Raw genomic sequence first — 26,507 nt, forward strand, 5'->3', positions numbered from 1 at the left:
CTTCAATACCTATGGGCGTACCCAACTATCTCCTCCAGACTTCTAAAACCCTCTATCCAGAGATACCTCCTCACACCATCCACAATGCGGCGGAGGACCTGAGGCCCCCTCGCCACAATGGCGGAGCCGACCTGAACAGCCTTAGCCCCTGCAAGGTGGAACTCCACGGCCTCCTCCCAGCCCTCGACACCGCCAGCTGCGAATATATCTGCACCAGTCTCCCTATAGACCTCATACACCGCCCTCACAGCTATGGGGTGTATCGGCCTGCCCGAAAGGCCTCCTACCCTATTACCTAGGACGGGCTTCTTCGAGTAGATGTCTATCTTCATGGCCCTCACACTATTTATAAGCGTGAGGCCCCTGGCTCCCGATCCGAGAGCCTTAGAGGCAGCCTCAACCAGCTTGTCGCTGAAGCCAAGCTTAGCTATAACCGGTATTCTAAGGGTTGAGGCGACTGAGGATACAACCCGAGCCACAGCAGCAGGGTCCTGGCCTAGCTCGAGGCCGCCCCCCTCAAAGTGGGGGCAGCTGAGGTTGAGCTCGACGGCGGCGACGCCGGAGTCCTCGAGGGTGGATGCTATCTCAACCCACTCCTCCGGGCCTCCCGCAGCTATACTTGCTATCACCGGTATCGACACCCTCTTCACCGCCTCCGCCAGCAGCTGTGCAGCCTCTCTAAAACCAGGGTTCGCCAGGCCTACTGCGTTGACAATCCCCCCCGACGCCGGGTAAAGGCGGGGCTGTGGATACCCTTTCCGAGGCCTGTAGGTCACGCTCTTGGCGACGAAAAACCCGCCTCCACTCTCCTCAACAAGCCTCGCCTCAGCTGGCTCCCATCCTAGGACGCCGCTGGCGTTTCCGACCGGCCATTCTAGCCTTATCCCTGCGACGCTAATGGATATCTCCGGTAGCGAGTACACCATAAACTCCCCCCAGCATCCCATCCCACGCTGTATAGACTATCCTACCCCTTATCATGGTTGCAGCACAGTCGAAGCTCTCCATACCCAGGGCGGGCGTATAGAGAGCCTTGGAATAGCCTTTATGGTAAACCCTAGTCCTCTCAAGCTGGAGTATAGACGCCGTGGCTGGACAACCCTCCCAGAGGCACCTACCCTCGAGACCAAGTATACCCGCTGGAGCTTGGGATACAAGCCTTGCTAACCCGCCAATCCCCATGGAACCTAGCAGCCTGGCAGCCACAAATCCAGGCCACCACTCGAGCCAGGGGAAGCCTGGAGGGGCGGCGGCGGGGTGGATCCACTTCTCCCAGGGACTGTGGGGGGCGTGGTCGCTTGCCACCGCATCAACTAAACCCTCGACCACAAGCTGGGCGAGAAGACTCTTCTCCCTCAAGCCCCTAAGAGGCGGGTTGACCTTCGCCCAGCCAGCCGAGGGGCCGCCGCCCGCCTCCTCCTCCGAGAGGAAGAGGTGGTGGGGCGTGGCGTCAACAGTAAACCCCCTCCTCTTCGAGAGAACGACCGTCTCGGGACAGGAGGCGTGCGTTATATGGATCCTAGGCCTGCAGCCGCAGGCCCTCGCTATCTGCTGTAGGAGATCGACGGCCGCCGACTCGGCGTGACACGGCCTCGACACCCGCCTCAGCCAGCCATAGTCGGGGCCTGCAAACAGCTCCGGCACCTCGGGGTGGAGCACCACCAGGAGGCCAGCCTCCTCTGCTGCTTCCAACACGTCCTGGACTCTCCCAGCATGCACCAGGTCCTCGGGGTATATCTTGAACCCCGCTATACCCATTGACGCCATCTCGACGGCGTCGCCATAGCTCCTCGGGACCCCCGCGTACACGGTATAGTCAACCCGCGCCTTAGCCTTCAGTGAGGATAGCTTTTCCCTCAACGCCTCGGTAGTCCTCAGCGGCGGCTGTGTGTTCGGCATGTCGGCCACCAGCGTAACGCATCCGCTGGCTGCAGCTGCTGTGCCGCTCTCCTCATCCTCCTTGTACGATAGCCTGAGGCCCCTGAGGTGGACGTGGAGATCTATAACACCGGGTATTGCTAGGCTCCTCCTCCCCCTGAGGTCGAGGCCGGATATGCCTCGTAGGCCCCTAGTGAATACCCTCTCAACCCTACCCCCAGAGACTCTGATACATGCATCCTCCAGAACAGCTTCCCCCGTGTAGAGTAGGTCCACACACACTAGCTGGCTGGACACAGAACCATGCACCCTAGTGTAGTCTTTAACCCCTGGGGGAGAAAACGTGAGTGTTTGGGCTGTGCCGACTAGGGCTGGTGTGGCTTGGAGGTTATAGGCCATAGGGCTAACAGCCGGAGGATAGCTCTGTTCTACTCCATTGTTGGGGTCAAGGCTGTTGAGGTTGATGTGAGCCTCAGCCGGGGAAGGCCGATGGCCCTCCACGGGAGACCCTCGATAAGGAGGGCCACCCCCCTGGGCCGCCTCTGGGGGTGGATAGACTACAAGCTGTTCTACCGGGACCCGCTTTACAAGCCTACGCCCCTGGAGAGGTGGCTCGAGAAGCTGTGGGAGATGGGTTTTGAGAAGGTGGTTATAGATGTCAAGTCGGCCGGCCTAGAGCCCGAGAGGCTCGTGGAAGAGGTTGTAAGAGGCTGGCCGGGTAAGGCTGTGTACACCAGCGAGAACCACAGGTATCTGAAGATGCTCAAGAACCAGACTGGCGCGGAGATATACACAACCTACAGCATACTCCCAGTCAACGTTACTGGTCCAGCAGTAGAGGCGGGGGCCGACGGTGTAGCCATTAGATTCGACCTCGCCGCCGAGAAGGGTGTTGTTAGAGCGCTTCGAGAGGCTGGCCTGGGGGTTATAGTGTGGACTGTAAATACTGTAGACCAGTTGGAAAAGGTTAGAGGACTCGGGGTAAACGGGGTTGTCTCCGACAGGCCGGATATAATCCTCAAAGACTTAAGGGGAAAAGAGTAGGTTTGGGTAGGCTACATAAAAAGACCTGTCTACCCTGTTCTAATCTGCCTCCTCGGGCTTCAGCCTGATACAGCCGTCTGCACCGCGTCGTAGGCGTCCACGATCCCGTATCCGTAGAGGCTATCGTATCCGGGATCCCCTGCGTCTGCAGCTGTTATATGTAGTACACCCCTTACTGTGTCAGCCGTTGTGTCTCCCTCGGACCCGGGTGGGAGTAGAGGGAGGCCGCTGGCTAGCCTGGCAGCCTGTATCAGAGCGACGGTGCCTGAGACGTGTGGCGTCGCCATGCTTGTCCCGCTTAGCTCTTCATAGGTGTCGTCCGGGTAGGTGCTGAGTATGTTTACGCCCGGCGCTGCGACCTCCGGATTCATGTTGCTCCAGCTCGGTACATTGCCATTCTCATCTATAGCTCCTACCGCTATGACCTCAGGGTAGGCTGCTGGGTATGAGGGGCTGGCGGCTCCATCGTTACCTGCGGCAGCCACTATAGTTATGCCCAGGTCGTATGCAGCCTTTATTATGTCGTGGACCGCCTGGGGCGCGCTGCTTCCCCCCAAGCTCATTGATATGACCTCGGGGGCGTCGTCCTCAGGATCCCCCGCTACAACGCCGTCGCCATCGGCATCTATGACGCCGTCAGGACCCTTAACGGCCAGGTCTATGGCTATAACAAGATCGCTCCAGCTGCCGTACCCACCGTTTCCAAGGGCCTTTACCGCGTAGATCTCTACGCTGTGCGCTACACCTATGACGCCTATGTCGTTGTCTATTGCTGCCACTGTGCCTGTAACATGGGTTCCATGGCCATTCCTGTCCTGGTAGTTGGAGGATATTTTACCGTTCCAAACAGCTATCCCCCAGACAATGTTTCCTGCGAGGTCTGGATGGTCCTTGTCAACGCCAGTGTCTATAACGGCTACCTCTATTTCACCATCGCCATCACCATTGACATCAACCCATCCAGTAACGCCTCCAGGCCACACCATCTCAGCGTCAATATAGTCTATACCCCAGGGCAACACCTCGGCGGGCTGGGACTTATTGCCGCCACCTGCCCACGGCGGCTTAGCCATGGCATAGACCACGCCGTCTTCGGAAACGTTTACAACACCCGGTAGTTTAGAGAGTAGGCCTACAGCCTTTCCTGGTATGCTAATAATGGCGACAGGGGCCAGATCAGCAACATATATCACCTTGCCCTGAAGAGCCTCCACCGCCTGGGGGTTAAACTCTTCAGGGTTAATCTTAGCTATCACAACCGTACTAGCCCCAGCTGCCGACCCCGTATAAACAGGGAATAGAGGCAGAATGAAGATCAGCGCGATAGCGATAGCCGCTATCTTAGTTCCCACCTGAATTACACCAATTACTACAGCGGCCACACACCCTATTAACCGCGATACAATAAAAATACAGACCCATGATGACAAGAAACGATGAAACCGAAATATTACAGTAACGGCTAAATATCCTACCGTTCTAGACTTCCTAAATAAAAACAGAAACATACTTAAACACATGGAGGCTCGAACCCCGTGAAAGACGATATTAGGATAGGTAAAGAAAAATAACGGATATAATCAAACACATTGAAGAGCAAAGTCTAGACACTATAGCTGAGGTCATGCGCGAGTATAAGCTACGGGGCGTGAGGCCGTACTACAGGCCCTGCGTCGAGAGCGGGGATAGTAGCGGGGTGAGGGGGGGCGGGAGCTCGTGTGGCGCCGCGGGCGGGATTTGAACCCGCGCGGGGTCTCCCCCACCGGCTTAGCAGGCCGGCGCCCTGGCCAGGCTAGGCGACCGCGGCACCCAGATTTATTCACTTATTCTCCTGCCGGGGAATTAAAAGTTTACCAGCTGCACTCTATACTCTACTCCAGCTTCCTTCCGACACTATCATTAATCTTTTCTATGATTATGTAAAGTTCGTCGTCAGGGGCTGCTACGATTCAGGCCCGCCCCCGAGCCCCCGCCCTCCACGCCTCTGGGCCGGCCGGAGGGTTTCCCTGCAGGGCTCCTCCCCCCGCAGCCCCCGCGAACGCTGGTCGGCCGGGGTCGGCTGCTCCCTTCCGGGCCTCGCCGGGTGGCCCCGGTTACGGCGGCTTCGGCCAGCCCTCCGGCTGGCCGCCCGCCTCCGCCAGCCCCGCGGGACGGGGTTCATTGTACCCTGCAGGCCCTCGCCGGCCCGGCCAGAGGCCTGGGGGCGGGTTCTTCTGGCCCCCGCATGGCGCCTTCGGGGCCCCCGTGTCCGGGGGGGCGGAGGGTCGGCGGCGCCCTCCAGCCCTTCCTCGGGGGCGGGCCATGTAGAATATAATCTGACCTAGGGGTTTATTTTGGTGGGGGTGGGTGCTGTGGCTGACTGGGGGTGGCTTGTCGTCGCTGGGTTTCTGCTTATATTTCTAGGGGTGGTGCTTGTTTTCCTCGGTGTTTTCGCCTCTGCGGTGCAGGGAGGTGGTAGGGTGGAGGGTGGGGGGGTTGTGGTTATAGGCCCCATTCCTATCGTGTTTGGAAGTAGCGAGAAGATGTTCCTTATCTCCGCTGCTATAGGGCTTCTCTTCATGATTCTCGCTATCGCTCTTGCCCTCCTCGCAAGGAGAGGTATATAGTAGGGAGGGGGTGTTTATTTCGAGAGGGTTTCTACAGCCTTCTCCACTCCCTCCCGCTTTATGCTTTCTAGCCTCTCCACAGCTCTTTTGTAAGCCTGTATCACGTTGGATTTCGCCTCGCCCAGAAGGTGGGCGCTCGACGACTTCAGTATCTCGCTCTTCTCCTTTAGAAAGCCTTCGAGGTCTATTCCGGCCATAGTAGAGTCACCCAAATCCCCTAAAGCTCCCTTCAGAGGGGTTAACTATTCCCTTGGGACCTCCGGAGATTCTATAGCGTCCTCTGCGCCAGCCTGGTGTAGAGTAGAGTGTGTGCCGCGAGCGCTAGGAGGCCCACCACGAGGATTATAGTGTATATGGCCGAGGCTGTTTCCACGTCTGCAAGGCTAATAGCGTTGTAGAGCGCTAGGGGGAGGGTTTCCGTTCTTCCCGGTATGTTCCCCGCAAGCACCAGTGTGGCGCCGAACTCTCCCAGGGCTCTGAAGAAAGTAACTGCCCATGCCGACAGTATGCCGGGGAGGCTAAGCGGGAGCACTATACGGGCTAGCACCTCGAGCCTTCCGGCTCCGTATGCCTCAGCGGCCTCCTCTAGCTCCCTTGGCACCATTGAGAACACGCCCGTCAACATCGAGACTGCTATAGGGGTGACGACCAGTAGCTGAGCAAGTATAACTGCCTCAGGGCTGAAAAAGAGGCCCAGGGACTGGGAGAGGCTGTCTAGTATTGGATAGCGGGTGAACAGAACCAGAGCTGCGGTGCCGAGCCCCACGGGCGGTATGCTCAGGAGGAGTAGGTGCAACTGGGATATGAGGCGCGTAAGGCGTCCACCGCTCCTCGCCATAGCATAGGCGGGGGCTGTGGCTAAGGCTACTGCTATTACAGAGCTTATAGTGCTTGAGACTAGGCTTAGCGCGAGGGACCTTCTGAACCTTTCTTCCAGGAAGAGGCGGGCTAGGTCCTCCGGCGTTGCCATGAGGACGGGTGAAGCGACTATCGCTAAAGATGCGATACCTATCGCAACAGCTATGGTGGTGGGGATGCCGTACCCCCTCAACAGCTGCCACCCACTTCTACTCCGTAGTCGGCAAACACGTACGAATGTCCCAGGACAAAGTTGAAGAGGTCCTCAGCTAGGGGACCCCTGTTCACAGGGAGGGCTACTACTACAGGGGCTTTAACAGATGCAACCGCAGGGTCATAAACCTCGTCAACCCCTTCTCCCATCAAATTCGTGTACACGTTAAAGGTTACAGCCGCGTCCGCTAGGCCCATTACAACATAGTAGGCGGCCTGGGAGGCACTGTCAACAAGCACAACCCCTCCATCACCAACCTTCTTCAAAACGGTCTCCTCCAGCCCCAACTCCTCCAAGAGCTCCCACGCTAAAACTCCAGCCGTAACATGCTCCGGGTTGCCTAAAGCCACAACTACATCATCCCTCAGAAGCGCGTCCCTAAGGCTAGACACCCCCAGGGGGTTTCCCTCAGCCACGATCAGCGCAAGCCTTATACAGCCAACCACCTCAAAGTAATCCTCGTCGAGCAACCCCTCCTCCAAACCTTTAACGGCGAACTCCCAGCCATCGCTTACATAAAGATCTCCACTTCCCCTCAGCTCCAGCTGGGCCAGGACGAAACCGCTACTACCATAAACATACGACACCTCAACCCCCCGCTCCTGAGAGAAGGAAGATAGAATCTCCTCTAGAGGCTTCTGAAGAGTCCTGTCAGCAAACACCACAGCTTGAACACTACCATCGCTATAGAACACGGTAAATGCGACTGCAGTAACCAACGAAATAGAGAGCAACAGCAACAAGGCAAAAAGCAACCTTGAAACCGGCATTCACCAAGTCACCTGAAGACCCTAGCTCTCCACCAGCTCGTTACAGCTACCATCACAATAGGGTGGACTCTTAGTCCTGCCACACTCACAATACGGCCTTTTAGACGGTAGTTTGATGCTTTTCAACAAAAGACACCATCATGGAAATAACCAGAGGAGAGACAATAAAAATTCCCATAGGCCAGGTGTTAGTGAGGGGGGCCCGTAGCTCAGCCAGGATAGAGCGCCGGCCTCCGGAGCCGGAGGTCCCGGGTTCAAATCCCGGCGGGCCCGCCACATAGAACTAATATCAGTGTACTTGCTTATTGAGCAACGGGTTGGCTGGGTGAATGAATAATAGGTGTTAGGATTAGATATTCTATATTCTTGGGTGTGTAAAGTGCCTATAACTGTTAGGGCTAGATATGAGAAGGGCGTGCTTAAGCCGTTGCAGGATTTAAATTTAGAAGAGGGAGAAGAGGTTATTGTGATCGTAAAGAAGAAGCCCAATATAGATAGGTTTGTGGGGGTGCTTGGCAAGGCCTCGGCCGGAGAGTTAAGAGCGTATGAGGAGGAGGTATACGCTCCTTGATCTTCATTGATACAAACATCTTCTACAACATTCTCTATGAGACAGAGCTTACTCCTAAAGCCAGGAAAGCTATCGATATGCTAGTGGAGCCGGTAATATCTGTGATTGTTTACAACGAGCTAGTTCATGTTACATTCAGGGCTTATGCAAGACGCAAGTACGGAATAGTCAGCTATCAAAAGTTTAGAAAGTTTTTTTGCAGAGAGAGGAATAGATGCGTTTAAAGAACCAATGGAGAATATTCACCAGCTTCTTGAGGAGCTGGATGTAAAGATATTGAAGGATTATCAATCAGTAGATGATCTTAGAGAAGCTATCATGAATTATAGGCTTTTGCCGACCGATGCACAGATAGCAATAACATGCAAACATCACGATATAACAACCATAGCAACATTAGATGAAGACTTTAAACGAATACCATGGTTAAAAACAATACCATAACTACTTACTTAAGAATCCTAAAGAGGCATACTGAGAATCGTAACAAGTTAGTAAAGCATGCATGTTAGTAGGCGTTTGACAGTACATATTCGGTAGCCATAAGGGGGATTTTAAAGTAATTAAAACCTGGAAACCTAGCAAAAATTGAATTCGCTGCAGGATCAGCTCTATCGATTTTCTCCTATAGATACCGCGAGATTTACTCTAAGTATTATGACTCTCCTAAAAGTTCTCTTAAATTCACTCAAGAGCTTTTTCCCTTTTTGGTGTGCTTTGGCAAGCTTTGATACAGTTTCGTAAATGGTAGTGAGCTTAGTAGCTCTCTTGGTGATTGTTACTCCTTTAAACTCCTCCTATGTGACTTAGCATATTTACCTTCAAAAGAGGATATAAATGACTTATTTCAACATTTAAATCCGAGCTACCACATAGGAAGAATTATGATCTGAGTTAGTACTATTTTTGGGTTTATATGTCACTCGCAGGCTTAAGATGTTGCATTATTATCAGCTGCACATACCATTGCGGATAATCACATGGAAGTACATGTTGCATTCTATCATGGAATGATGTAACATGGGCATTTATATCGCTGTTCTGCGGAGCCGGAGGTCCCGGGCATGAAACCCAGGCGGGCCCGCCAGCAAACACCGCAAAACCAACACAGACATGCCACAGAGAATATATCGATAACCGAGGCCTCAGAGAGGCGCCGAGTCTATCTCAGGATAGATTATCAGGAGTGATTCTATTATTGCTCTAGAAGCTTACTGTGTAATTTTGATTGAATTTCCTCTATGGTTGCCTCTCTTACAAAGATCGAGTTTATTTTTAGTCTTTTGGCTTGGTCTGCCATGCCTTTGTCGTCGGTTATGAGTAGGGAGTCTGTGAGGAGTGCAAGTTAGGAAGTAGGTGTCGAAGCCGGATGGAGCGGTTGTTAGTGCTACTTCAAGAGCTTTATCATATATTATATTCTCATCAATAATTATGAAGGTTTTGTTTAGGCTTTCTAGGACTTCCAGCACTTGTTCTCTCGACAACCCGCTCCGCTTCAATACTGACGCGACCTCTATTGTGCCAGCCTTCGGGAAGAACACCTTATAGTTTCTCTCTTCTAGTAAGCGTAGTATCACGCGTATCTCATCACGCGTTCTAATCTCCCTCTCGTATATGTCCCTTCGCAGATATCTTGGTGGGACTAGGATGCTCTTGGCTACTACGCTTGTGTCGAGTACAACACTATCCGTATAGCTTCTTGCCACGCTTGCGAACCTCCTCTAAAACCTCGTCTACACTCCGCTCGGCCTCAAAACTCTCGGATAATACTAGTTTATAGAAGCTCTTATCCCTTACAACAACGACTAACTCCTCTCCCTCCCTAAGATCAACGGGTTCGAGAGGCTTCAGTACACCCTTCTCATATTTTACTCTGATAGCCTTAGACAAGGTAGCCGCCCCTAATCTAATAAGTAAGGTCAAAGCCTCTAAGCCTTTACCCCAGCATGTTGCAAAATTATCAACCAGGAGAAGCAACGCGTCTTATCATTCGAGAGTATATGTTGCATCCTGTCATGCACTCATGCAACATGTGTTTATAAGTCCCGAGTCTCCGGAGCCGGAGGTCCCGGGTTCAAATCCCGGCGGGCCCGCCACAAACTTCATAATTTTCAACTCTATTCTTGGATGCTCAGTATTTCCTAGAATTAATTATTCTGCATTGTTTGATCTAACTATTGGGAAAAATTAAGAAACTTCTCAGGTTATTGTACAAACATGGTGAGGATTACGCCTATAAAATGCGGAGTTTTTGTGGGTTTCCCGTCTTGTATTATAGTGGGTAGAAACTGATGGAAGGGGGGGATCCTGCGGGGCATCTAGCTTTAGGTAGACATGGTGGTATCATGTGGCTGCTAGGTGTTTCTGGGTCTTATTACCAGCTTTCTCTCCCATTCCCTAAATGTTATCTCGTATGCCTCGAAGAAGCCTTGACGGCCTAGTAGGGCTATATCTGAGGCTATGTATTCTGTGAAGGCTACCGGGATAGTAATGCTTCCCAGTCCTTCTACCATTATCCTTACCCGCTTTTTAATGTAGGCTCTAACGTAACCCCCTACTCCTGCTAGGTACACTTGCTCGGCATCGTCTAAGTCTATCCCAGCGTCTTCGGCTACACCCGTGTGGAAGAGGCTTACGGTGGCACCACTATCTACCAAGGCGTAGATAACAGTCCTCTCCCTGCCCTCGATTACTACTGGTATAATAGGGTAGTACCTCTCCCGATACATGGTATATGGAAAGACTTTCTCTTTCGGATTAGCCTTACCCTTTCTCATAACTAGAACCTCCAGGGGCACGGCCAGTAGATGTTGTGGGATGCTTAGACGACGAGTAAGTCGTGGCTTGGAACCTTAATCACTCCGTACTCGTCTCTCTTGAAGCCTTTCTGTGCCATTATTTCGCGTAGCTCTTTTAGACTCCTAGCCCAGGCAACAACCCGCCCATCAACTATAGCTGCCCAGTAGCCTGGCTGAACCTTGTCTAGCTCGCCGGGCCTAATAGGCTGGACAGCCCTCTTTAGAGCAGCGCTCAAAACACTAACACCCCAGATACAAGGAGGTCAAAGTAACTAAAATATCCGATATCCCAGCATGCTTATCCTCAATAATTCTTCTTCTTATCTAGGCTCCTATACCTAGTGCATGTACATACTGATGCCTATGTAATACACATATTTACTATGCATATCACCCCGTATTCCTTAAGTTCATCAGGCAAGCTTTACCAACTAGCCCCAATGTGTCAATCTAAACATCCCTTAAGCCTCACGCCCACGTCCAAATATGTTGAGTTTCCCGGTCCCACCAGCTCAAGAGTTTCTAGTACCCTTCCCTCATGCCCTTAGTAAATTTAGATTAACAATTCTGCTAATACTTGCATAACTTTAGAACATTTTAGAAGTGTCCCACGCATCACCCTACAAGGTATAAATGAGTTATGGAATGTCTCGAACTACCATCAAGTCCTGGGACATTTCTTTATAAGTACCGGCCTCGGAGCCGGAGGTCCCGGGTCCGCGAATCCCCGCGGGCCAGCCGCAGCACCCACAAAACAATCACAAATCACGATAGAGAATATATCGATAACAGAGACCTCAGAAAGGCGCCGATCCTTTAGCCAGCAGATTATCAGGAACGATTCTATACATAGGTCTAGAAGCTTAGGGTATAACCTTTAGCCACGGCACTCTCCTGAAGTCCTCGTCAAAAGTTAGAATAGTGTCTATACCGTAATGCTTGCAGGTTAGAGTTATTTGAGCGTCATTGGGCAAAAGCTTATAATCTAGAAGAGTTTTGATATAATCTTGATTGTTGAAATAATCGCCTATTATCTCGACATCTAGATCCTTTAGTATTGAATCTATGAGGGTTATCACTTTGTTCGGATATCCCTGTTGTTTGATTAGTTTTCTTAAACTGTATTTCCCCTTGATTTCCCCTTTCTGTTTGTAGTATTCGTAGGTTGCAACGTATATTGCTTCGTTTACTGCTACGCCTGAAATAACGAATTTCCAGTCGCTATATCTCTCTATGGTTTGTTCTGCCAGGTCGCTTTTCTCGGTTTCGAGGAGTATGCTGAGGATTATGCTCGTGTCGATGTAGGCGGTTTTCATTGTGTGTGGGCCTCTTCCTCAAGCTCTAATAGTTCCTTGATTGAGGATTTCCCGAGGGCTCCTCGATACTTCTTAAGGACTTTCTTAATGTCGCGTTTAACTGTTACTACTACTTCCTCGCCCTCCTCAAGATCCAAAGGCTCGAGAGGCTTTAGCACTCCCTTCTCATACTTTACACGGATAACCTTTGACATGGCACAGCCCCCAACTAATAAAAGGGTTTAGACCCCTAAGCCTTTACCTCTAGATAATTGCATTACTATCGCAGTTAAAAATCACATAAGAATATCTATTGTGAGTGCATGTTGTATGTCTTCATGCACCCGTGCAACATGGGTATTTCTCCCGGGTTCAAACTCGCGGCGGGCCTTCTAGATAAGTATCTCTATATAGGTTCTCTGTTGCTTTCTGACTCACATCAATATTTGTTCATAGTAATCAGATTTTCTCTGTAGTATTTAGCACGACAATTTCTCGAAGAACCTAATGTAAATTTTAAGTTAAAGACGTGGGTGATCTTCAACCTACAACCTAATCACTTCTTTTGTTCAAAGTTTTTATCCGTGTAGATTCCCGAGACATAAATGTAACCTTCGCTATAAACAGCGTCATCAACTACAGCGACCCTGCCATAGGAGGACGACGCTATACTAAAGCTTCTGTATCCTATGAGGCTGCATTTCCCATCGAACTCGGCTATAATGACAGGGTTGAGAAAAATAATTGCCGTCATTAGGATCTACGTTCTCAACAACGGACACCACAAAAGCCTTATCGCCATCATGGGTGAGAGCAGCCCCAGAGAAGGAGAAACCTGGGCTATAGCCCGTCTTCAACTTCTCCATAGTCAAGCTGTTATCACACTTCAATTCGCCACCACTAGTGAAGGCAGCCACACCCAGGACGCCAGCATTACTAGTTATTTCCGAGATCATCGTCGGCTACAACACCCGGGAACTGCTGGTAATGAAGCTATCGGCTGACACACTGGATATAGTAGACTCGATAACCCTCAGGCTCTCCGAAGCCAGAGAACCCTATACCACGGGGATAGACGCTGTCTCGACACTCTACAACAGAACTGGCGACAGCGGCAATAAAGGGCTGATAACGTTGGCTCTAGACTCGTCCACTATGCAGCCCCTCTGGTCCTCACTAACCATACCAACCGGTCTTGAAACCAGTCAGGCAGTGGTCACGGGAGTCAAGCCATCTGGGGAGGCGTTGCTAACAGTAGGCTCTTTATTCCAGGGGATGTATTATGACCCCGTCTCTTCCACAGGCTTCATAACTGTCCATGAGCTACACAGTGGAACCCTTGCTGCAGCATACACAGTAGGATCCGGAGTGGGAGTGATGCTCCAGGACATAGCTGGCGGGGAGGATAGCATGGTGGTAGCCGGTAAGTGGCTACCAGGCTCTGGACAACCCTGGCTCCAAGAATCTTCAGCTAGCGCCGAGGCTATTGAGGAGGGTGGTATAGCGGTTACCAGCATAACCCATTCTAGCCTAACACAGCCGATAAAAACGGGTGAAGAACTAACGGGAGGTTTGGACTTGGATGACAAAACAGGTGATGTAGAGACGAACCCAGTAAGCTTGGAGAGCCACTCGCTAGTCATGTTAAGCTTAAAAATCGAAGAACTTGTAGAGAACCCCACAGATGTAGCACTACCCACTAGCACGGAAACGGGTATTACAATAGGCCTACCCCAGGGAACGACGAAAACAGGAGGGGAAACTAACAGCCAGCCGCCAGAGGTAACAACTGGTGAAACGGCACCAGAAGCTAGTATAACATCAAGCAATGGAGGCTTGGCCATGGAGCTTTTAGAGGCCAGGAGCAGCCTTCTACTAGTTGTAATAGCTGTGCTGATAGTGTTTCTTTTAGCTGTAGTAGTAAGAAAGTAACACGCTAAGGCACCAGGATCTTACCGCCAATAGAGCGGGGTGTCACAATGTACTATTCCACTGTCCCTTCCGAGCCCTAACCAGCTTGTTTTATTAAACTAGTGGTTTTGGTTATTTTCTAGATCTGGATCAGCGTGTTTAACAATACTGGTTTCCGCTAGCACGCTCCCAAGGGATTTTTTGATGATTTCGAATATAACTTGCTCTACGAAATGCTTTGTTATGCAGAACTCGCAGGGCTTGAGCCTCTCGGCTATTTTAACCAGATCCTCCCCCCTTGTAGCCATGAGTTTTTCAACCAGCCTCCTGACATCTTCCTTCACCTCCTCAGCCATCTCTTCGATTAGCCTATCGGCCTCCGGGTCTCCAGTGTAGGCGTAGTACCTGGTGTTAGCAACGTACTTGTACGTTCGTCCAACCTTCGTTAGCTCTACGAGGCCGCTATCCTTAAGTATAGAGAGGTGGTATCTTATAGTGTTGGCGGTCTTAACAATACCCCTCTCCCTAAGGCTTCTAGCAATCTCCTCAACACTCATAGGCCGCTCGTGAAGCATCTCCAATATCATAATCCTAAGCTCATCACTAAGCGCTTTAGCCTCCTCAAGCCTAACCGGGATTAGCCTCCTCACCCCGCCGCCTAGCCTTAAACCCTTCTCATCCAAACACACCACCCCCCAGATAATAATGCTTCCTAGGACGCTTTCACACCATCATACTCAGGCACAACAATAAACTAGATGACAGCGCGTCAAACCCCCCCGTATTTACTATTGATTACAAAGATTTATAAAAAGAACCGGATCGCATATCCCACAGTCCACTAGTCCGGGTAATTAGTTTGAAAACTTTAAGACAAATACCTGTAGACGAATATTGCCAGCAGCACTATTAATAGTGCTAAGCCAAACCAGCTGACTCTGCTGATTGGGCTTGTTTCTGTAACGATTTTTATGCTTGTTGTAGTAACTGTCTCCACCTCCAGTTCTGTATGGGTTGTAGGCAGATATTCTGTTTCTATTAGTGTAAGTGTATCTCTATGCGTCCTGACCTCGGTCTCTACATGGGTAATGGTTTCTGTGAAAGTCTGGGTTTCGTAGTTAGTAGTAGTTATAGTCTCAGTAGTCTTCAGAACATCAGTTTCTGTTACAGTCTGCGTTATAGTTATAGACTTAGTCTCAGTCTTTGTCTCTGTAACATTGTTGGTGACAGTGGCTGTCACTGTCTCTGTGACCGTCTCGGTATCCGTAACAGTATTAGTATTTGTGATAGTCTCCGTAACAGTACTGGTAACAGTATTAGTGGTTGTTTCGGTTTCTGTAATAGTGGTCGTGGCTGTCACGGTTACTGCATCAGAAGGTAGATACACGTTTTCCAGTTCGTAGTATGTTCCGTCAAGAAACGACTTATACCAGACCACTATAGAGTCAACAGGTTCTTGCACATTTATAACAAGGCGTGTCTTTGGGGGCACTTTGATATCAAAAGTCTGTAAGCCGGAGGAACTATAGAATAAGCCTATCAATAGATTGAGGCTCAGAGGATTCAAATTGTATACATCAATATTCAAGGATCCGTCATCCAAGTAGTTTACATAGACGTAGACGTTAGGAGACGGATCTGCTATCGCATCCACCAGTTTATCAACCTCTCCTCGAATATAATCGTCGTACAGCGGCCACTGACATACTATGTGGGCCGGCATTTCTATCTTGAGTATTCTATACAGTTCGCGTGAGGCTTCTTCCAGTGTCTCCTCGGGAATGTTAAGTTCGTCATTTAGAAAAACGGGAAGCTTATCAAATACGAACTCCAAAAATGTAGTGTAAAATTGCTTCTCTACCTCGCTCCATGGAGATCTAGTATAGCCTTCGGGCAACCCGTTTATATTTTCTATTACATATCTAACCGCGTCTACTACAGTCAAGTTCTCGTTTTTTAAAGAAGATAGCTGCATTATGTAGTAGTTTATTACTAATAATGCAGTGGCACCAAACATATATGGGTCTTCACCTTTTGCCATGTTACATATCCAATCCCTTTCTACATAAGATCTCGTTTCCTCCGGGAAATACTTCATACCAAAGTCCCACGAGGTGAACTCAGCCCCACCCTCCAACAGAGTATAGGGATTAGGAGAAGTGTATGGAGCTGAAAACCAGGAGTGAGCTAGCTCGTGTATAGTGATTACAGCATCCTCATATAGATATCTATTTCCCTCTTTCATATAGGATACGCTTCCGAAGTTGTGGGCACCGTTATAATGTCCATAGGGGTCTGGAACATCGTTGGATGTTAACACGAATATCGTTGGATCAAATATTGTTTCTCCATATGCATCCCTCAATGTATTAACCAGGCTCAACCCCTCTGAAACTACCTCTAATACATCGGGATCTACACGAGTATCGTAGATTATATCTATACCTTCAAAACTTTCCCTTTTAAACACGTCGGGGGAGTAGAGTATTATAGGCTCTTTCCAACTTAAAGCGTCAAAGCTACTAAGCATATATACAGGTTTGACGTCTCTAAAACTGACTAGAACGCTATTATCATCGCGGTTTATGCTGAACCTTTCAAGGCCTAGTGCGAGCCTGTATGTTTGAGAAGTCGTATCGTCAAGCTTGAAGAGCACTGTTCCCTTTTCCCAAACTACTCCTCTTATCGCGTTCAGCACACAGGGTTCACCTGTATCAGGATTTATAAATGAATACAGGTTTACGAAGGCAAATTCTTCCGTCAATGTGCTATATGCCCAGCTGTTGAACTCCGCTTTACATTTAACCGTTTGGCCCTCATAGACCGTTATGTAAGGTTTTTTACCGTCATAGCTAATTAGCAGTGTTACGTCCGGTTCAGAGGTATAGCTGGTTGCGACATAAAAGATACCGGTGTTTAATAACAGGATTATTAGGAGCGTGAGTATTAGTGTGTTTGAAGTGGAAAACACATGTCTAGCGGAATTATACAAAACCATCCCCAAAATTCAGATTTCTCTAATGTAGATAAAAGCATTAAAATTCATTATCATCTATATTATCCCTACTTTATCTTCCTAAAGCTCTAATCGCAAGACTTGTTACACAATAATTCTCAATGTCTTAAGCATGGATACCTTAAGGTGAGTAGGCATAATTAGCCATGCTATCGGTAGGATGCTGTTTCGGAGCCACTGCTATCCTGGGCTAGTTTCTTCACTTCTTCGAGAGCCTCTACTGCGTGCTTCTCAGCGTTCATTAACCCTCTAATTATTTTGGCTATCCTCCCCTCTTTGTCTATCACAAAAGTTACCCTATCCGCGAACCTAATTGGTCCTAGGACTTTGAGCACTCCAAAAGATTTACACGCTTCGCCTTCAACATCGCTTGCCAGCCTGAACCTGACACCGTACTTCTCCGCGAACCTCCTGTTCCTATCTGGAGGGTCTGTAGACACTCCTATGACTTCAGCTCCCAGCTTCTTGAACTCCTGATAAATCCCGTTAAACCCTATAGCCTCCCGCGTGCAGCCCGGTGTAAAAGCCTTCGGGTAGAAGTAGAGGACAACAATTTTTCCTCTCAGCTGGGAAAGTCTAAGGGCAGATCCGTCGATGAGCTGTATCTCAATATCGGGTGCGGGGTCGCCAACGTTGAGCATTAGATGCTCTACTAGTAGTTGAGAGGCAGGGTTTAATTTATTATGCATCGGTATATAGTGTATACCGCTTGAGTCCTACGCCAGTTTTGCCTAGACCCTTTAGATGCTGCGGCGATATATGCATGATGGGGTTACAGTCCAGCCAGCATTTATACAGTGTCATGTTCTTGATATGACGTAGAGTATAGAGACGCCAGCAAGGCTGGCCACCGTGATTGCGGCTAAAGGCGCGGCAAGCTCTACCCCATAGCCCTCGCTAGCTAGCCTGTAGTAGGTTGCTGTGGCTATAACCCCCTGTACTAGGAAGAGGGCGGCGAGGACTATCATCGCCTTTCCCACTGGCGTGTGGCTTATCCTCCCATAATTGGCTGCCAGAAGGATGGCTAGGACGAGCTGTGCAATAGCCGCTACCAGTGCTATAGCCCACAGAGGGTTCATAGCCTGACACCCACCTTCCTTATGGAATCTTCAATAACGCTCCAATGTCTCTCAGCCAGGCTTGTGAGTGCATACGGAGCTCCATATCCCTCGTAGAGCCTAGCTATAAGCCCGTGCCTAGCAAGGACCTCCAGGTGGTGTAAAACCGTCCTATAATTCAGGCCCAACTCCTGTGATAACTGGTGAGCATTCCTCGGGCGCTCCCTTAGCAACCGCAGAATCTTGGCTCTAGTAACCCCGCCTCTACTACCCTCTATAAGCCATCTCACAAGGAGGCCAACGCCGTCCACACTACTAGACACAGAGGCACCCGCCCCCTGGGCGTCTCTGCTAGAGGCCTGACAACCCATGTTAAAGAATAAGGCCTAGACATTAATTAATAGGCCCTTGAGCCCCGTCTAGAATCGCTAATCCAGTAGTGATTTTGCCAGCTTTTCCGCCAGTGGCTAGTTTAGTTTACCAGATGTTTTTGGCGTAGGAATTTGTATACAATTTGTATACAAAGTTGGGAAATTGCTATACCAAGGCTTGGTTTAATAGGTGTTAAACGTGGGTGCCGTGGGCGTGGCATCTGTTAGTACGAGGTACGCTTTGGTGGGCCTGTTAGTAGCGGTCATTGCCATAGTGGCTATAGCTTACTTATACCTTGGTGGAGGCGGCTATGGGGGGCAGGAAACTACGAGCCCTGGAGAGGAGGCCACGGGGGCTGGCGGGGGTACTGTCGTTAAGGTGGAGTTGTACGAGTGGGGTATCAAGATTGAAAAAACTACGTTTGAAGCCGGGGAGAAAGTAGTATTCGAGGTTGTTAACAAGGGGAGCTACACACATGCATTCGAGATTGAAAACGATGATATAGGATTCGAGGTTGAGACGGAGAATCTAGCGCCCGGCGAGTCTGCCAAGCTTGAGGTCGTGTTCCCCCAGCCTGGCGAGTATGAAGTATACTGCCCGATCGACGGGCATAGAGATCTCGGTATGGAGGCGTTAATAACTGTCAGTGGCTGACCGCCCAATCAATCGGCTCTATGCGAAAGCGCAACTTTCTAATAGTCTCAGACGCCCAAGAGTTTAACCGTGGATTTTTGGGATCACACAATCTTGACGGAGCTCGACACCGCTTTAACGTTCACTCTCACCCTGCTGCCGCCAGGTGCTCCAGCATCTTTTTTAACTTCAAGCCTGGAAAGCCTCGCTACCTGCTCCTCAATGTAGTAGGTCTTGTCCCCCTCGAACTCAATTGTCACCCCGCTTGACCTCGAATCCACATCTATCCAGTACTCCCCCCTGATGGTCGGTGTGATAGCCAGCTTCACACCGCTGGAGTCAGCCTCAACATATACTCCGCCACCCGGTTTTATCTTCGATCTACCCTTCACACCGCTGGAGTCAGCCTTCACGCTAACATAGTCTAACGGGGTATCCACGGCTTCAATGACGACACCACTGGAGTCGGCTATAACGGCGAGGGCCTCCAGGGGTGCCTCAACAGTTACCGAGGCGGAGTCTACCCGCAGCCTTGCGATAAGCCTGCCCCTCTTCTCACCGAACCCTAGCTCCACGTTTCCCCCGGGGCTTCTAAAGCCCCTGATTGATAGGCTCCTCCCCTGGATCCCGGTTATCCGGACCTCCGATGAGTCCGCCTCAACAATTAGGAGTATATCCCTGTCGAGGGTCTTCTCCAAGCCAAAACCGATTCTGCGGCCGCTCCATGGGGCTACCCCTCTCCCGATAATACCCCTTAGCATGCTCCTTACGACACTTCTTAAGCCCCTAAGAGGCGTTGTAGAGGCCCTACCCATCTTATCAACACGCTCTCCGCCGCCCACCATATCCAGACCACCCTCACCTCCCATGCTTACTCCTCCTTCTCTCAGGCCTGGCCAACACTGGGGGGCGAACCCTGGTTAAGCCAGCTAAGCCGGGTAGTCTCATGCTGTTTACAAATCTCTCATACTCCTCTGAGAGCTCTCTAGCAAGACTCTTTGGAAGCATTCTGGTTTTCCTCTTGAACTGTATTTTAGACACGGTCCTCCACAAGCCAAGCCTTATCCTGAGCCTGATGTAGACAACGCCTAGCCTGACAATCAGCCCTAAAGCTCTTATGGTGAGTAGCACAGCCGACACCAGCCTCCTAGTCCGTTGCAAGACTTATCACCATCCTCCTGCCCCGCCTCTCAACCCTTACAATGCCCAGTCTTTCGAGAACCCGCAAACGCTCTCTTATAACTCTCCTCGAGGCTGTCCCCCTAAGCCTCCTAACCTCCCTCTCCAAACCCCTCAGCGTTGTAGGCCCGTTGACTGCTAGGACCTCAACTATAGCCCTAGCTATACCATCGTCAGCCATACGCTGGTCTACACGGGACACAGCCTGAGCCACCCTCCTCGCCGTGGAGATCGCCTCGTGTATGGGTAGTGTGAAGGCCGTTGCAATCTCGGCCGCTATCCTCGCCTCACGCCCTCCAGCACCAGCCATCTCCTCAATCCTCCGCAGGCGCTCCAGGACCTCGGCGAGGAGCCTCTCAATCCGCTCCAACCTTTCTTCAAAGCTCACACCGCCGCTGCCCTCCAGCCTTGTAAGCCCCTAGTTTCCCTGAAGGCTGGATAACCTAGCCCTCTCCGGCTTCCTGCAGCTCCCCTTTAGCCAGCTCCCTGAGTATCTTAGCTATGTTTAGAGACTCCATCCTCATCCTAAAGTACTCCCGAGTAAACTCCTCCACCATCTCCTCGGGCATGCCACTATCCCTCAGCTTCTTATAGAACGATGCCACCTCCTCACCGAGCTTAGCCCCATCCATGACCGAGAGGGCAGTCTTCAAAATGTTCCCCAGCGGCTCCTCCAGATTCTTTATAAACTCCGAGACTGCAGCTAACACCTCCCTAAGCTCCTCAACATCGCTGCGAGAGTCCTCCTGCCCGTGGGAAACCTCGACCTCAACCTCCCCCTCCCCGGGGTCTGGGAAAGTATCTTTAACAGCCTCCCTCGCCTCCATCCTCTTCTCCTCATCCATCCGATCCACCCCAGCGTTCCAAACGTAGTCTATAGTTGGTTCTCTCTATATCTACTTTAGACATATCAAGTGAACCATTTCAGCCCTCAAACATGCTAACCCCCTCTTCTGGGCGAGAGACGTCGAGGCCAGGGTAAGACCGGATAGGCTGTTTCCCTGGGGCCGGGTGCTTCCGATAAATGTTTCACCACATGGATGGCGCAATTATGGTGGTTTCTAATACAGAGTGTTAATTGGTCGCCAGGTGCGTTTGCATTGGTCAGTCGTTTACTGTGTAGCGTCGATGTAGGCACGTCTGGGGTTAGGCTGAGTGTGTACGGCGAGGACCTGGGGCTGGTGGCCAGGTATTCCAGAGAGCTCCCCCTCATCCTTGGAGGGGGGAGGGTTGAGCAGGATGCTACGGTTCTCATTGGTAGAGTTAGGGAGATGCTGGAGAAGGCGGGTAGGTCGGGGTGCAGCGTGGTAGGCTTGTCTGTATACAGGGGTTCTGTGGTTGCCTGGAGGCGTGGTGAGCCGCTGGGCGGTGTGGTTACCTGGATGGATTCCCGGGGGCTGGAGGAGTACTCGAGACTCCCTCCCCTTGCCAGGCTGGCCTCGAAGACACCTGTGTTGGGGAAGGCCTTACAGCCTGGGTCCCCGGCGCTCGTGATTAGGCGGCTATGGCTTAGCCACCCCGGCGCCAGGGTTTGGAGTGTTGACGGTTTCCTTTCAGACTTGTTAACCGGGGAGTTTACAAGCGACCCAGGCCAGGCCGCCCTAACAGGCCTGATAAGCCCCTACAGCCTCAAACCCCTAGCCTCCGTCATCCGGCTCCTAGGCTTGGGGGGGCTGGAGCTGCCGAGGCTCCACTTCCACGATACCCCTCTATCCCGTGTTGACGGTGTGGCTGTGGGGCCTATGGTTGCCGACCAGCAGGCGGCTTCAATAGGGCTGGGGTGCCTGAGGGCGGGGTGCGCCAAGGCCACTCTCGGCACCGGGCTCTTCATAGACGCCCCCCTTGAGGGTGGTCTGCCGCTCTTCACCGGGGATCTCATACCCGTGGTTAACCTCGCCCTCCCCGGGAGGGTGTGCTACGGTCTCGAGGGTTTCGCCGCCGGGGTTGGAATGGTTTTCGACGCCTTCGCCAGAGTACTAGGCGGGTTCGGGGTGCTGGAGGAGAAGGCTCTAGAGCCGGGGGACCCCGCGCCGGTAGTGCCCGTGCTCGCCGGGTTGAGGACCCCATATAGGCCCCTCCTACGTGGCGCTGTCCTCGGGGTTTCGCCCGGCTTTACCGCCGCCTCCCTTGCGAAGGGTCTTATACTCGGCACGCTGCTTACCCTCCTCACAATATACAGGGAGCTAGCCGGGAGAGTGGGGGGGTTTCGGGAGCTCAGGATTGGGGGAGGCCTCTCCAGGCTCGGACTCCTAGCTTCCTCCATAGCCTCCGCCGTAGGAGTCAGGGTGTATAGGAGCGTCGACTATAACGACTCGGCCCGCGGCGCCGCCCTAGTGGCTGGCTATGCATCCGGCGTGGTATCTAGGCAGGACCTTCTAAACCCTCCCGTCAGCCTAGTTGAGGTGGAGCCCCTGGAGGGGCTTAGGCTGAGTGGTGTTGACGCTTGGCTCGGCTTGGTGGATGCCCTGGCCTCGAAAGACTTCTGGAAGAGGTTGGAAGAGATCCGGAGGTCGAGCTGGGAGAGATAGCCACTCCCGAGGAGGTTGTACCCGAGTTCAGCAGGTGGCCCAGGCCGCTGGACATGTGGCCCCTGTGGCTGCTCCTCCTCGAGAGGGGCTACAGGCCCCGGGCCGTCGTAGCCAGGCCGAGGAGTAGGATGGCTGTCGAAAGGATTGTGGAGGCAGCCGCAGCATCCGGCGGCTGCCTGGTTCCCCGGGGTGGCGGTTCAAACGTCGTGGGCGCCTCACCCCCCATCGGCTGCTGCCTAGTACTAGACCTGACGGGGCTGGACAGGGTAATCTGGTTCAGCGGCGAGGACCTGGCGATCCATGTGGAGGCTGGGGCCCGTGTCTCCCAGGTGGAGGAGTGGCTCAACACCAGGGGGTACACCCTAGGCTACCACCCCCAGTCGGAGAGGCTGGCTACAATAGGAGGCTCAATAGCCATGCTCGGCTCCGGCGCCCTGGCCCCGGGGCTGGGTAACATAGAAGACATTGTTCTATGGCTGGACGCGGTAATACCGGGTCTGGGGACCGTCACGCTAGGCTCCCGCAATAGCCCCCGGGGCTGGGAGGGGCCGGGTGTTAAACACCTTCTCATAGGGTCTGAGGGCTCCCTGGGAGTCATAGTATCCGCGGGGCTCAAGGTCAGGCCGCTGCCAGAGTTCACAGCCGCCGTAGCCTACAGGCTCCCAGGCTTCCGCGAGGGTCTCAAGGCTGCTAGAAGGCTCACACTATGGGGTGGCGTCAGGCTCCTGAGGCTCCTAGACCCCAGTGAGGCTGGCCTGCTCTACGGCGTCGACGGCGCGGTTCTCATGGTAGAGTTTGAGGCTCCCGACAAGGGGCTGCTGGAGGCTATGGAGGGCTATGTTGAGAAGGTCGCGTCGGAAAGCGGCGGTTCGAGGGTCGAGGGTGTCTACGAGAGGTGGGCTAGGGCGAGGTACATGTACGACGAGCACTTCAGACAGCTCTGGAGCGCCGGGCTGTGGGTCGACACTATAGACACCGCGGCACCCTGGAGCAGGGCCGAGGAGCTTAATAGGAGCCTCATAGAGGGGCTCTCCCGCGTTCCCGGCGTCGTGGCCGTGACAAGCCACGCAGGCCACTTCTACACTGGAGGCGCCGCCCTCTACCACACAGTGGTTATGGAGAGGAGGCTAGACACCTACTGGAGGGTCTGGGCCGCGGCGGCAAGGACTGTGGAGCGCCTGGGCGGCTCCCTCAGCCACCAGCACGGCTGGGGACTGGTTAGGAAGCCCTATCTAGGCCTTCTCGGCGACAACTACAGGCTGTTCTGCCGGGTCAAGGAGACTCTTGACAGCAGCGAGGTCCTCAACCCCCACGGCCTGCCGTCGAGGTGCGGGAGGCTTGGACAGGTTTGACGTGGCGGTGGTGGGAGGCGGGGTTGTGGGCCTGTTCACCGCCCTAAACCTAGCCTGGAGTGGCTATAGCGTTGTGGTTGTTGAGGAGATGGAGAGGGTCATGGGGGGTGTCAGCGCCAGGAGCGCCAACGTCATACACGTCCTCCAAACCCCCTTCTCCAGCCTAAAATCTAGGCTATGCGTCGAGGGGAACAGGCTTCACTACCGTCTCTCACCCGAGCTAGGCTACAGGGTGGTCGAGGCTCCCCTGATACTCGCCTATAGGGAGAGGTATAAGGCGCCTGCTGCAGCCGCTGTTGCCAGGCTGCTCCCCAGGCTTATACCCAAGCCGTTGCACGAGCCGTCGGGCCCCGAGATTAGGGTTGCACATGTGAAAGGCCCCATGCTTAGGGACCTCGAGCCCGGGCTCTCCGACGATGTCCTGGGGGGTGTAGTAGTCCATGGATATGGAGTCGTAGATTACAGTGGCCTCTCCTCGAGCCTTGAGAAGAGGGTGCGGAGGCTGGGGGAGATACTTGTCTCCTCGCCACTCACCTCGGCGGAGGAGAGGAGCGGGTGGATGGTGCTAGAGGCGGGCGAGTCTACATTAGCTTCTAGGGCCGTCGTAAACGCGGCCGGCCTTAAGAGCCACCTTGTCGCCAGGCTTCTCGGCGATAGGGTTCCAGAGCAGACGCCGGTGAGGGGCGTGATGAGCCTCCACCGGAGGCCCAGGCTGAGGAGTATAGTGGCCCCGCTGGAGCTGAGGAGGGGCGAGACTAAGGGTGGGGGCGCGATACCTCAGGCTGACGGCAGCCTCCTATTAGGCCCAAACAACGCTGGCCCCACTGTAATCGGCGACGAGTCCTACACCCGCGAGGACCTGGAGTGGCTCCGGCTAAGGTTCCAACCCCTCCTCGCCGAGGCTGTGGAGGAGCCGGATAGAGTGGTTGTGGGTCTGAGGCCTGTAGCCCCCGGTAGAGACTTTTTGGTGGTGAGGGGGAGGGGGAGGGCTGTGCACCTGGTGGGCATCGAATCCCCCGGGCTGACCGCAGCCCCCGCCCTGGCCGTGAGGGTAGCCCGCGTGGTTGACGAGCTGCTGGGGGGGAGGCGGTGAACCCTCAAAAGGATGCTTCCAACCGCCCCCGCCCAGGTTCGGCTTCTAGAGACCGCTCAAATACTGGTTTAACCCCACATATACCTCGGTGCGGGTTTTGGAGAACGGCTTCAACCTCCTCCCGCCCGATAGGGCGGAGTCTATAAGGCTTATCCAGGTTTCCGTCAGGAGGCTTGCCGAAAAGTTCGGCTCTAAATACTGGATGGAGAGGGATGAGAGGAGGGAGTACCCCCTGGAGTTTGTCGAGGCCCTCGAGAAGGGTGGCTTCATGGCTGCCAACGTTCCTGAGGAGTATGGAGGAGCTGGCTACGGGCTTTTCGAGGTTGCTGCTATACTGGAGGAGCTGGCCGCCACAGCTGGGGGGACCGCTGCCTCCAGCTCGGTACACGCTGCCTACTTCAACGCCCATATACTGGCTAAGTATGGGGGCGAGAGTGTTAAGGCTAGGTATCTCTCGGAGATAGCCCGGGGTAGACTCAGGTTCCAGGTTTTCGCAGTGACCGAGCCGCACTCAGGCTTCAACACGCCCAGGATATCAACCTTCGCCAGGAGGGAGGGGGACTACTATATACTCCGGGGGCAGAAGATATTCATTTCGAGGCTTAGACACTCGGACCTCGGCATAGTGGCCGCCCGGGTGGTGCCATACGAGGAGGCGCCGAGGAAGACGCTGGGTATAGCCCTCTTCCTCGTCGACCTTAGGGAGGCCAAGGGGAGGCACCTCAGATTCGAGGATGTGCCCAACAACCTCAGGAGGTTTGTAGACACCAGCATAGTATACATCGAGGACCTCCCAGTACCGGCGGAGAACGTTCTCGGAGACCCTATGAAGGGGTTCTACATACTGATGGAGGAGGCAAACGCTGAGAGAGCCTTCATAGCGGCCCAGTGCGTCGGCTCAGGCAGGTGGGTCATCGAGAAGGCGGTGGAGTATGCCCGGGAGAGGATAGTGTTCCCCCCGGATCCCATAGCAAAATACCAGGGTATCCAGTACCCCCTTGCGGACGCGTGGCTGAGGCTTGAGGCTGGAGACGCGCTTAAGGAGAAGGCGCTCCACGCGCTGGAGTCGGGTGCAGAGAGGCGTGTGGCAGGCTACTACGCCAACGCGGCCAAGTATATAGCGTGCGAGGCCTGCTACCAGGCCGCTAGGATGGCTATGTGGACCATGGGGGGCTATGGGTATAGCGTGGAGATGGATGTTGAGAGGCACTGGAGGGGGGCGGAACTGTTCGCCGGGGTTGGCCAGGTGTCTCCACACATGATCCTTAACTTTGTTGCAACCAAAGTGCTGGGGATGCCCAGGTCCTACGGCGAGTAGGCTCCGGGTGGCA

32 protein-coding genes and 2 tRNA genes are annotated in these 26,507 nt (G+C 52.9%); 12 read left to right on the forward strand and 22 right to left on the reverse strand.

Annotated features, from left to right (window positions below; genetic code table 11):
- Nucleotides 1-2: 2 nt before the first annotated feature.
- On the reverse strand, nt 3-923 hold the full coding sequence (locus ACAM_RS00995) for a dihydroorotate dehydrogenase (protein WP_148706317.1): 921 nt from the start codon (nt 921-923) through the stop codon (nt 3-5).
- Nucleotides 895-2,175 (reverse strand): dihydroorotase, encoded by a 1,281-nt coding sequence (pyrC, locus tag ACAM_RS01000; protein ID WP_022540949.1) that lies wholly within the window; start codon nt 2,173-2,175, stop codon nt 895-897. Before pyrC ends, ACAM_RS00995 begins: the two co-directional genes overlap by 29 nt.
- 84 nt (nt 2,176-2,259) lie before the next feature.
- Here pyrC and ACAM_RS01005 point away from each other — a divergent pair, with 84 nt between their 5' ends.
- Nucleotides 2,260-2,922, forward strand: coding sequence for a glycerophosphodiester phosphodiesterase (locus tag ACAM_RS01005; RefSeq protein ID WP_022540950.1), 663 nt, complete (start codon nt 2,260-2,262; stop codon nt 2,920-2,922).
- Between the two features lie 59 nt (nt 2,923-2,981).
- Here the strand turns inward: ACAM_RS01005 and ACAM_RS01010 are convergent, their stop codons facing one another.
- Together ACAM_RS01010 and ACAM_RS01015 are read right to left on the reverse strand one after the other, a co-directional pair.
- The gene (locus ACAM_RS01010) at nt 2,982-4,274 is read right to left on the reverse strand and encodes a S8 family peptidase (protein ID WP_062662000.1); all 1,293 of its coding nucleotides are present in this window, start codon (nt 4,272-4,274) and stop codon (nt 2,982-2,984) included.
- Between the two features lie 367 nt (nt 4,275-4,641).
- Nucleotides 4,642-4,729, reverse strand: a tRNA-Ser gene (locus ACAM_RS01015).
- A gap of 544 nt (nt 4,730-5,273) precedes the next feature.
- Here ACAM_RS01015 and ACAM_RS01025 point away from each other — a divergent pair.
- Nucleotides 5,274-5,528 carry a TIGR00304 family membrane protein gene (locus ACAM_RS01025; protein WP_022540952.1) on the forward strand — a complete coding sequence of 85 codons (255 nt, stop codon included), beginning with the start codon at nt 5,274-5,276 and terminating at the stop codon, nt 5,526-5,528.
- 14 nt (nt 5,529-5,542) lie between these two features.
- Here the strand turns inward: ACAM_RS01025 and ACAM_RS01030 are convergent, their stop codons facing one another.
- The 3 genes from ACAM_RS01030 to modA form a co-directional block, all read right to left on the reverse strand.
- On the reverse strand, nt 5,543-5,725 hold the full coding sequence (locus ACAM_RS01030) for a hypothetical protein (RefSeq protein WP_062661532.1): 183 nt from the start codon (nt 5,723-5,725) through the stop codon (nt 5,543-5,545).
- Nucleotides 5,726-5,796: 71 nt separating this feature from the next.
- Entirely contained in the window at nt 5,797-6,579 is a 783-nt protein-coding gene (locus ACAM_RS01035) for a molybdate ABC transporter permease subunit (protein ID WP_022540954.1), read from the reverse strand.
- Nucleotides 6,576-7,343, reverse strand: coding sequence for a molybdate ABC transporter substrate-binding protein (gene modA / locus ACAM_RS01040; protein WP_158318572.1), 768 nt, complete (start codon nt 7,341-7,343; stop codon nt 6,576-6,578). Before modA ends, ACAM_RS01035 begins: the two co-directional genes overlap by 4 nt.
- A gap of 225 nt (nt 7,344-7,568) precedes the next feature.
- On the opposite strand from modA, the gene ACAM_RS01045 reads away from it, so the two are divergent.
- The 4 genes from ACAM_RS01045 to ACAM_RS08480 all read left to right on the forward strand — a co-directional run bounded on the left by ACAM_RS01045 (nt 7,569) and on the right by ACAM_RS08480 (nt 8,385).
- Nucleotides 7,569-7,646 (forward strand) — tRNA-Arg (locus ACAM_RS01045).
- 103 nt (nt 7,647-7,749) lie between these two features.
- Nucleotides 7,750-7,941 (forward strand): antitoxin family protein, encoded by a 192-nt coding sequence (locus ACAM_RS01050; RefSeq protein ID WP_022540956.1) that lies wholly within the window; start codon nt 7,750-7,752, stop codon nt 7,939-7,941.
- Nucleotides 7,938-8,165 carry a PIN domain-containing protein gene (locus tag ACAM_RS08535; protein ID WP_022540957.1) on the forward strand — a complete coding sequence of 76 codons (228 nt, stop codon included), beginning with the start codon at nt 7,938-7,940 and terminating at the stop codon, nt 8,163-8,165. Before ACAM_RS01050 ends, ACAM_RS08535 begins: the two co-directional genes overlap by 4 nt.
- A gap of 7 nt (nt 8,166-8,172) precedes the next feature.
- Nucleotides 8,173-8,385 carry a PIN domain-containing protein gene (locus ACAM_RS08480; RefSeq protein WP_022540958.1) on the forward strand — a complete coding sequence of 71 codons (213 nt, stop codon included), beginning with the start codon at nt 8,173-8,175 and terminating at the stop codon, nt 8,383-8,385.
- Between the two features lie 767 nt (nt 8,386-9,152).
- On the opposite strand, the gene ACAM_RS01065 is transcribed toward ACAM_RS08480, so the two are convergent.
- The 6 genes from ACAM_RS01065 to ACAM_RS01090 form a co-directional block, all read right to left on the reverse strand.
- On the reverse strand, nt 9,153-9,647 hold the full coding sequence (locus ACAM_RS01065; protein ID WP_062661539.1) for a PIN domain-containing protein: 495 nt from the start codon (nt 9,645-9,647) through the stop codon (nt 9,153-9,155).
- Entirely contained in the window at nt 9,625-9,831 is a 207-nt protein-coding gene (locus ACAM_RS01070; protein ID WP_022540959.1) for an antitoxin family protein, read from the reverse strand. The genes ACAM_RS01065 and ACAM_RS01070 overlap by 23 nt, the downstream gene beginning before the upstream one ends.
- A 464-nt stretch (nt 9,832-10,295) precedes the next feature.
- Nucleotides 10,296-10,718 carry an aspartyl protease family protein gene (locus tag ACAM_RS01075; RefSeq protein ID WP_022540960.1) on the reverse strand — a complete coding sequence of 141 codons (423 nt, stop codon included), beginning with the start codon at nt 10,716-10,718 and terminating at the stop codon, nt 10,296-10,298.
- A 44-nt stretch (nt 10,719-10,762) separates the two neighbouring features.
- Entirely contained in the window at nt 10,763-10,975 is a 213-nt protein-coding gene (locus tag ACAM_RS01080; protein WP_022540961.1) for a DUF5678 domain-containing protein, read from the reverse strand.
- A gap of 627 nt (nt 10,976-11,602) precedes the next feature.
- The gene (locus ACAM_RS01085) at nt 11,603-12,055 is read right to left on the reverse strand and encodes a PIN domain-containing protein (protein ID WP_022540962.1); all 453 of its coding nucleotides are present in this window, start codon (nt 12,053-12,055) and stop codon (nt 11,603-11,605) included.
- Entirely contained in the window at nt 12,052-12,249 is a 198-nt protein-coding gene (locus ACAM_RS01090; protein ID WP_022540963.1) for an antitoxin family protein, read from the reverse strand. Before ACAM_RS01090 ends, ACAM_RS01085 begins: the two co-directional genes overlap by 4 nt.
- Nucleotides 12,250-13,021: 772 nt before the next feature.
- On the opposite strand from ACAM_RS01090, the gene ACAM_RS01095 reads away from it, so the two are divergent.
- The gene (locus tag ACAM_RS01095) at nt 13,022-13,966 is read left to right on the forward strand and encodes a hypothetical protein (protein ID WP_148706318.1); all 945 of its coding nucleotides are present in this window, start codon (nt 13,022-13,024) and stop codon (nt 13,964-13,966) included.
- A gap of 98 nt (nt 13,967-14,064) precedes the next feature.
- Here ACAM_RS01095 and ACAM_RS01100 read toward each other — a convergent pair whose 3' ends face one another.
- The 5 genes from ACAM_RS01100 to ACAM_RS01120 form a co-directional block, all read right to left on the reverse strand.
- On the reverse strand, nt 14,065-14,628 hold the full coding sequence (locus ACAM_RS01100) for a winged helix-turn-helix domain-containing protein (RefSeq protein ID WP_022540967.1): 564 nt from the start codon (nt 14,626-14,628) through the stop codon (nt 14,065-14,067).
- Between the two features lie 185 nt (nt 14,629-14,813).
- Nucleotides 14,814-16,643 carry a hypothetical protein gene (locus tag ACAM_RS01105; RefSeq protein WP_148706319.1) on the reverse strand — a complete coding sequence of 610 codons (1,830 nt, stop codon included), beginning with the start codon at nt 16,641-16,643 and terminating at the stop codon, nt 14,814-14,816.
- 467 nt (nt 16,644-17,110) lie between these two features.
- Nucleotides 17,111-17,602: a peroxiredoxin gene (locus ACAM_RS01110; protein ID WP_022540969.1), complete on the reverse strand. Its 492-nt coding sequence runs from the start codon at nt 17,600-17,602 to the stop codon at nt 17,111-17,113.
- A gap of 159 nt (nt 17,603-17,761) precedes the next feature.
- Complete coding sequence (locus ACAM_RS01115; protein ID WP_022540970.1) at nt 17,762-18,040, reverse strand: hypothetical protein; 279 nt, start codon at nt 18,038-18,040, stop codon at nt 17,762-17,764.
- Complete coding sequence (locus tag ACAM_RS01120; RefSeq protein WP_022540971.1) at nt 18,037-18,342, reverse strand: ArsR/SmtB family transcription factor; 306 nt, start codon at nt 18,340-18,342, stop codon at nt 18,037-18,039. Before ACAM_RS01120 ends, ACAM_RS01115 begins: the two co-directional genes overlap by 4 nt.
- 262 nt (nt 18,343-18,604) lie before the next feature.
- On the opposite strand from ACAM_RS01120, the gene ACAM_RS01125 reads away from it, so the two are divergent.
- Nucleotides 18,605-19,045, forward strand: coding sequence for a cupredoxin domain-containing protein (locus ACAM_RS01125; protein WP_158318573.1), 441 nt, complete (start codon nt 18,605-18,607; stop codon nt 19,043-19,045).
- Nucleotides 19,046-19,128: 83 nt separating this feature from the next.
- Here ACAM_RS01125 and ACAM_RS01130 read toward each other — a convergent pair whose 3' ends face one another.
- The 4 genes from ACAM_RS01130 to ACAM_RS01145 all read right to left on the reverse strand — a co-directional run bounded on the left by ACAM_RS01130 (nt 19,129) and on the right by ACAM_RS01145 (nt 21,048).
- Complete coding sequence (locus tag ACAM_RS01130; protein WP_022540973.1) at nt 19,129-19,869, reverse strand: hypothetical protein; 741 nt, start codon at nt 19,867-19,869, stop codon at nt 19,129-19,131.
- Nucleotides 19,870-19,882: 13 nt separating this feature from the next.
- Nucleotides 19,883-20,185: a hypothetical protein gene (locus tag ACAM_RS01135; RefSeq protein ID WP_022540974.1), complete on the reverse strand. Its 303-nt coding sequence runs from the start codon at nt 20,183-20,185 to the stop codon at nt 19,883-19,885.
- Nucleotides 20,172-20,573 (reverse strand): hypothetical protein, encoded by a 402-nt coding sequence (locus tag ACAM_RS01140; RefSeq protein ID WP_148706321.1) that lies wholly within the window; start codon nt 20,571-20,573, stop codon nt 20,172-20,174. Before ACAM_RS01140 ends, ACAM_RS01135 begins: the two co-directional genes overlap by 14 nt.
- A 73-nt stretch (nt 20,574-20,646) precedes the next feature.
- Nucleotides 20,647-21,048, reverse strand: a complete 402-nt coding sequence (locus ACAM_RS01145; RefSeq protein WP_022540976.1) for a hypothetical protein — start codon at nt 21,046-21,048, stop codon at nt 20,647-20,649.
- Nucleotides 21,049-21,303: 255 nt separating this feature from the next.
- On the opposite strand from ACAM_RS01145, the gene ACAM_RS01150 reads away from it, so the two are divergent.
- From ACAM_RS01150 to ACAM_RS01165, 4 genes are all read left to right on the forward strand, one after another.
- On the forward strand, nt 21,304-22,731 hold the full coding sequence (locus ACAM_RS01150) for an FGGY-family carbohydrate kinase (RefSeq protein ID WP_158318574.1): 1,428 nt from the start codon (nt 21,304-21,306) through the stop codon (nt 22,729-22,731).
- Nucleotides 22,647-24,083, forward strand: coding sequence for an FAD-binding oxidoreductase (locus ACAM_RS01155; RefSeq protein WP_022540978.1), 1,437 nt, complete (start codon nt 22,647-22,649; stop codon nt 24,081-24,083). Before ACAM_RS01150 ends, ACAM_RS01155 begins: the two co-directional genes overlap by 85 nt.
- Nucleotides 24,070-25,176 carry an FAD-dependent oxidoreductase gene (locus ACAM_RS01160; protein WP_022540979.1) on the forward strand — a complete coding sequence of 369 codons (1,107 nt, stop codon included), beginning with the start codon at nt 24,070-24,072 and terminating at the stop codon, nt 25,174-25,176. The genes ACAM_RS01155 and ACAM_RS01160 overlap by 14 nt, the downstream gene beginning before the upstream one ends.
- A gap of 97 nt (nt 25,177-25,273) precedes the next feature.
- Nucleotides 25,274-26,494 carry an acyl-CoA dehydrogenase family protein gene (locus ACAM_RS01165; protein ID WP_022540980.1) on the forward strand — a complete coding sequence of 407 codons (1,221 nt, stop codon included), beginning with the start codon at nt 25,274-25,276 and terminating at the stop codon, nt 26,492-26,494.
- Nucleotides 26,495-26,507: the final 13 nt, after the last annotated feature.

It is taken from the genome of Aeropyrum camini SY1 = JCM 12091 (genome assembly GCF_000591035.1).
Taxonomy (GTDB): Archaea; Thermoproteota; Thermoprotei_A; order Sulfolobales; family Acidilobaceae; genus Aeropyrum; species Aeropyrum camini.

What these genes read in the sequence shown, in the direction of transcription:
- ACAM_RS01030 (WP_062661532.1), bottom strand. Translation starts at nt 5,725, where the DNA reads ATGGCCGGAATAGACCTCGAAGGCTTTCTAAAGGAGAAGAGCGAGATA.
- ACAM_RS08480 (WP_022540958.1), top strand. Translation starts at nt 8,173, where the DNA reads ATGGAGAATATTCACCAGCTTCTTGAGGAGCTGGATGTAAAGATATTG.
- ACAM_RS01075 (WP_022540960.1), bottom strand. Translation starts at nt 10,718, where the DNA reads ATGAGAAAGGGTAAGGCTAATCCGAAAGAGAAAGTCTTTCCATATACC.
- ACAM_RS01085 (WP_022540962.1), bottom strand. Translation starts at nt 12,055, where the DNA reads ATGAAAACCGCCTACATCGACACGAGCATAATCCTCAGCATACTCCTC.
- ACAM_RS01090 (WP_022540963.1), bottom strand. Translation starts at nt 12,249, where the DNA reads ATGTCAAAGGTTATCCGTGTAAAGTATGAGAAGGGAGTGCTAAAGCCT.
- ACAM_RS01095 (WP_148706318.1), top strand. Translation starts at nt 13,022, where the DNA reads ATGAAGCTATCGGCTGACACACTGGATATAGTAGACTCGATAACCCTC.
- ACAM_RS01110 (WP_022540969.1), bottom strand. Translation starts at nt 17,602, where the DNA reads ATGCTCAACGTTGGCGACCCCGCACCCGATATTGAGATACAGCTCATC.
- ACAM_RS01115 (WP_022540970.1), bottom strand. Translation starts at nt 18,040, where the DNA reads ATGAACCCTCTGTGGGCTATAGCACTGGTAGCGGCTATTGCACAGCTC.
- ACAM_RS01130 (WP_022540973.1), bottom strand. Translation starts at nt 19,869, where the DNA reads ATGGTGGGCGGCGGAGAGCGTGTTGATAAGATGGGTAGGGCCTCTACA.
- ACAM_RS01145 (WP_022540976.1), bottom strand. Translation starts at nt 21,048, where the DNA reads ATGGATGAGGAGAAGAGGATGGAGGCGAGGGAGGCTGTTAAAGATACT.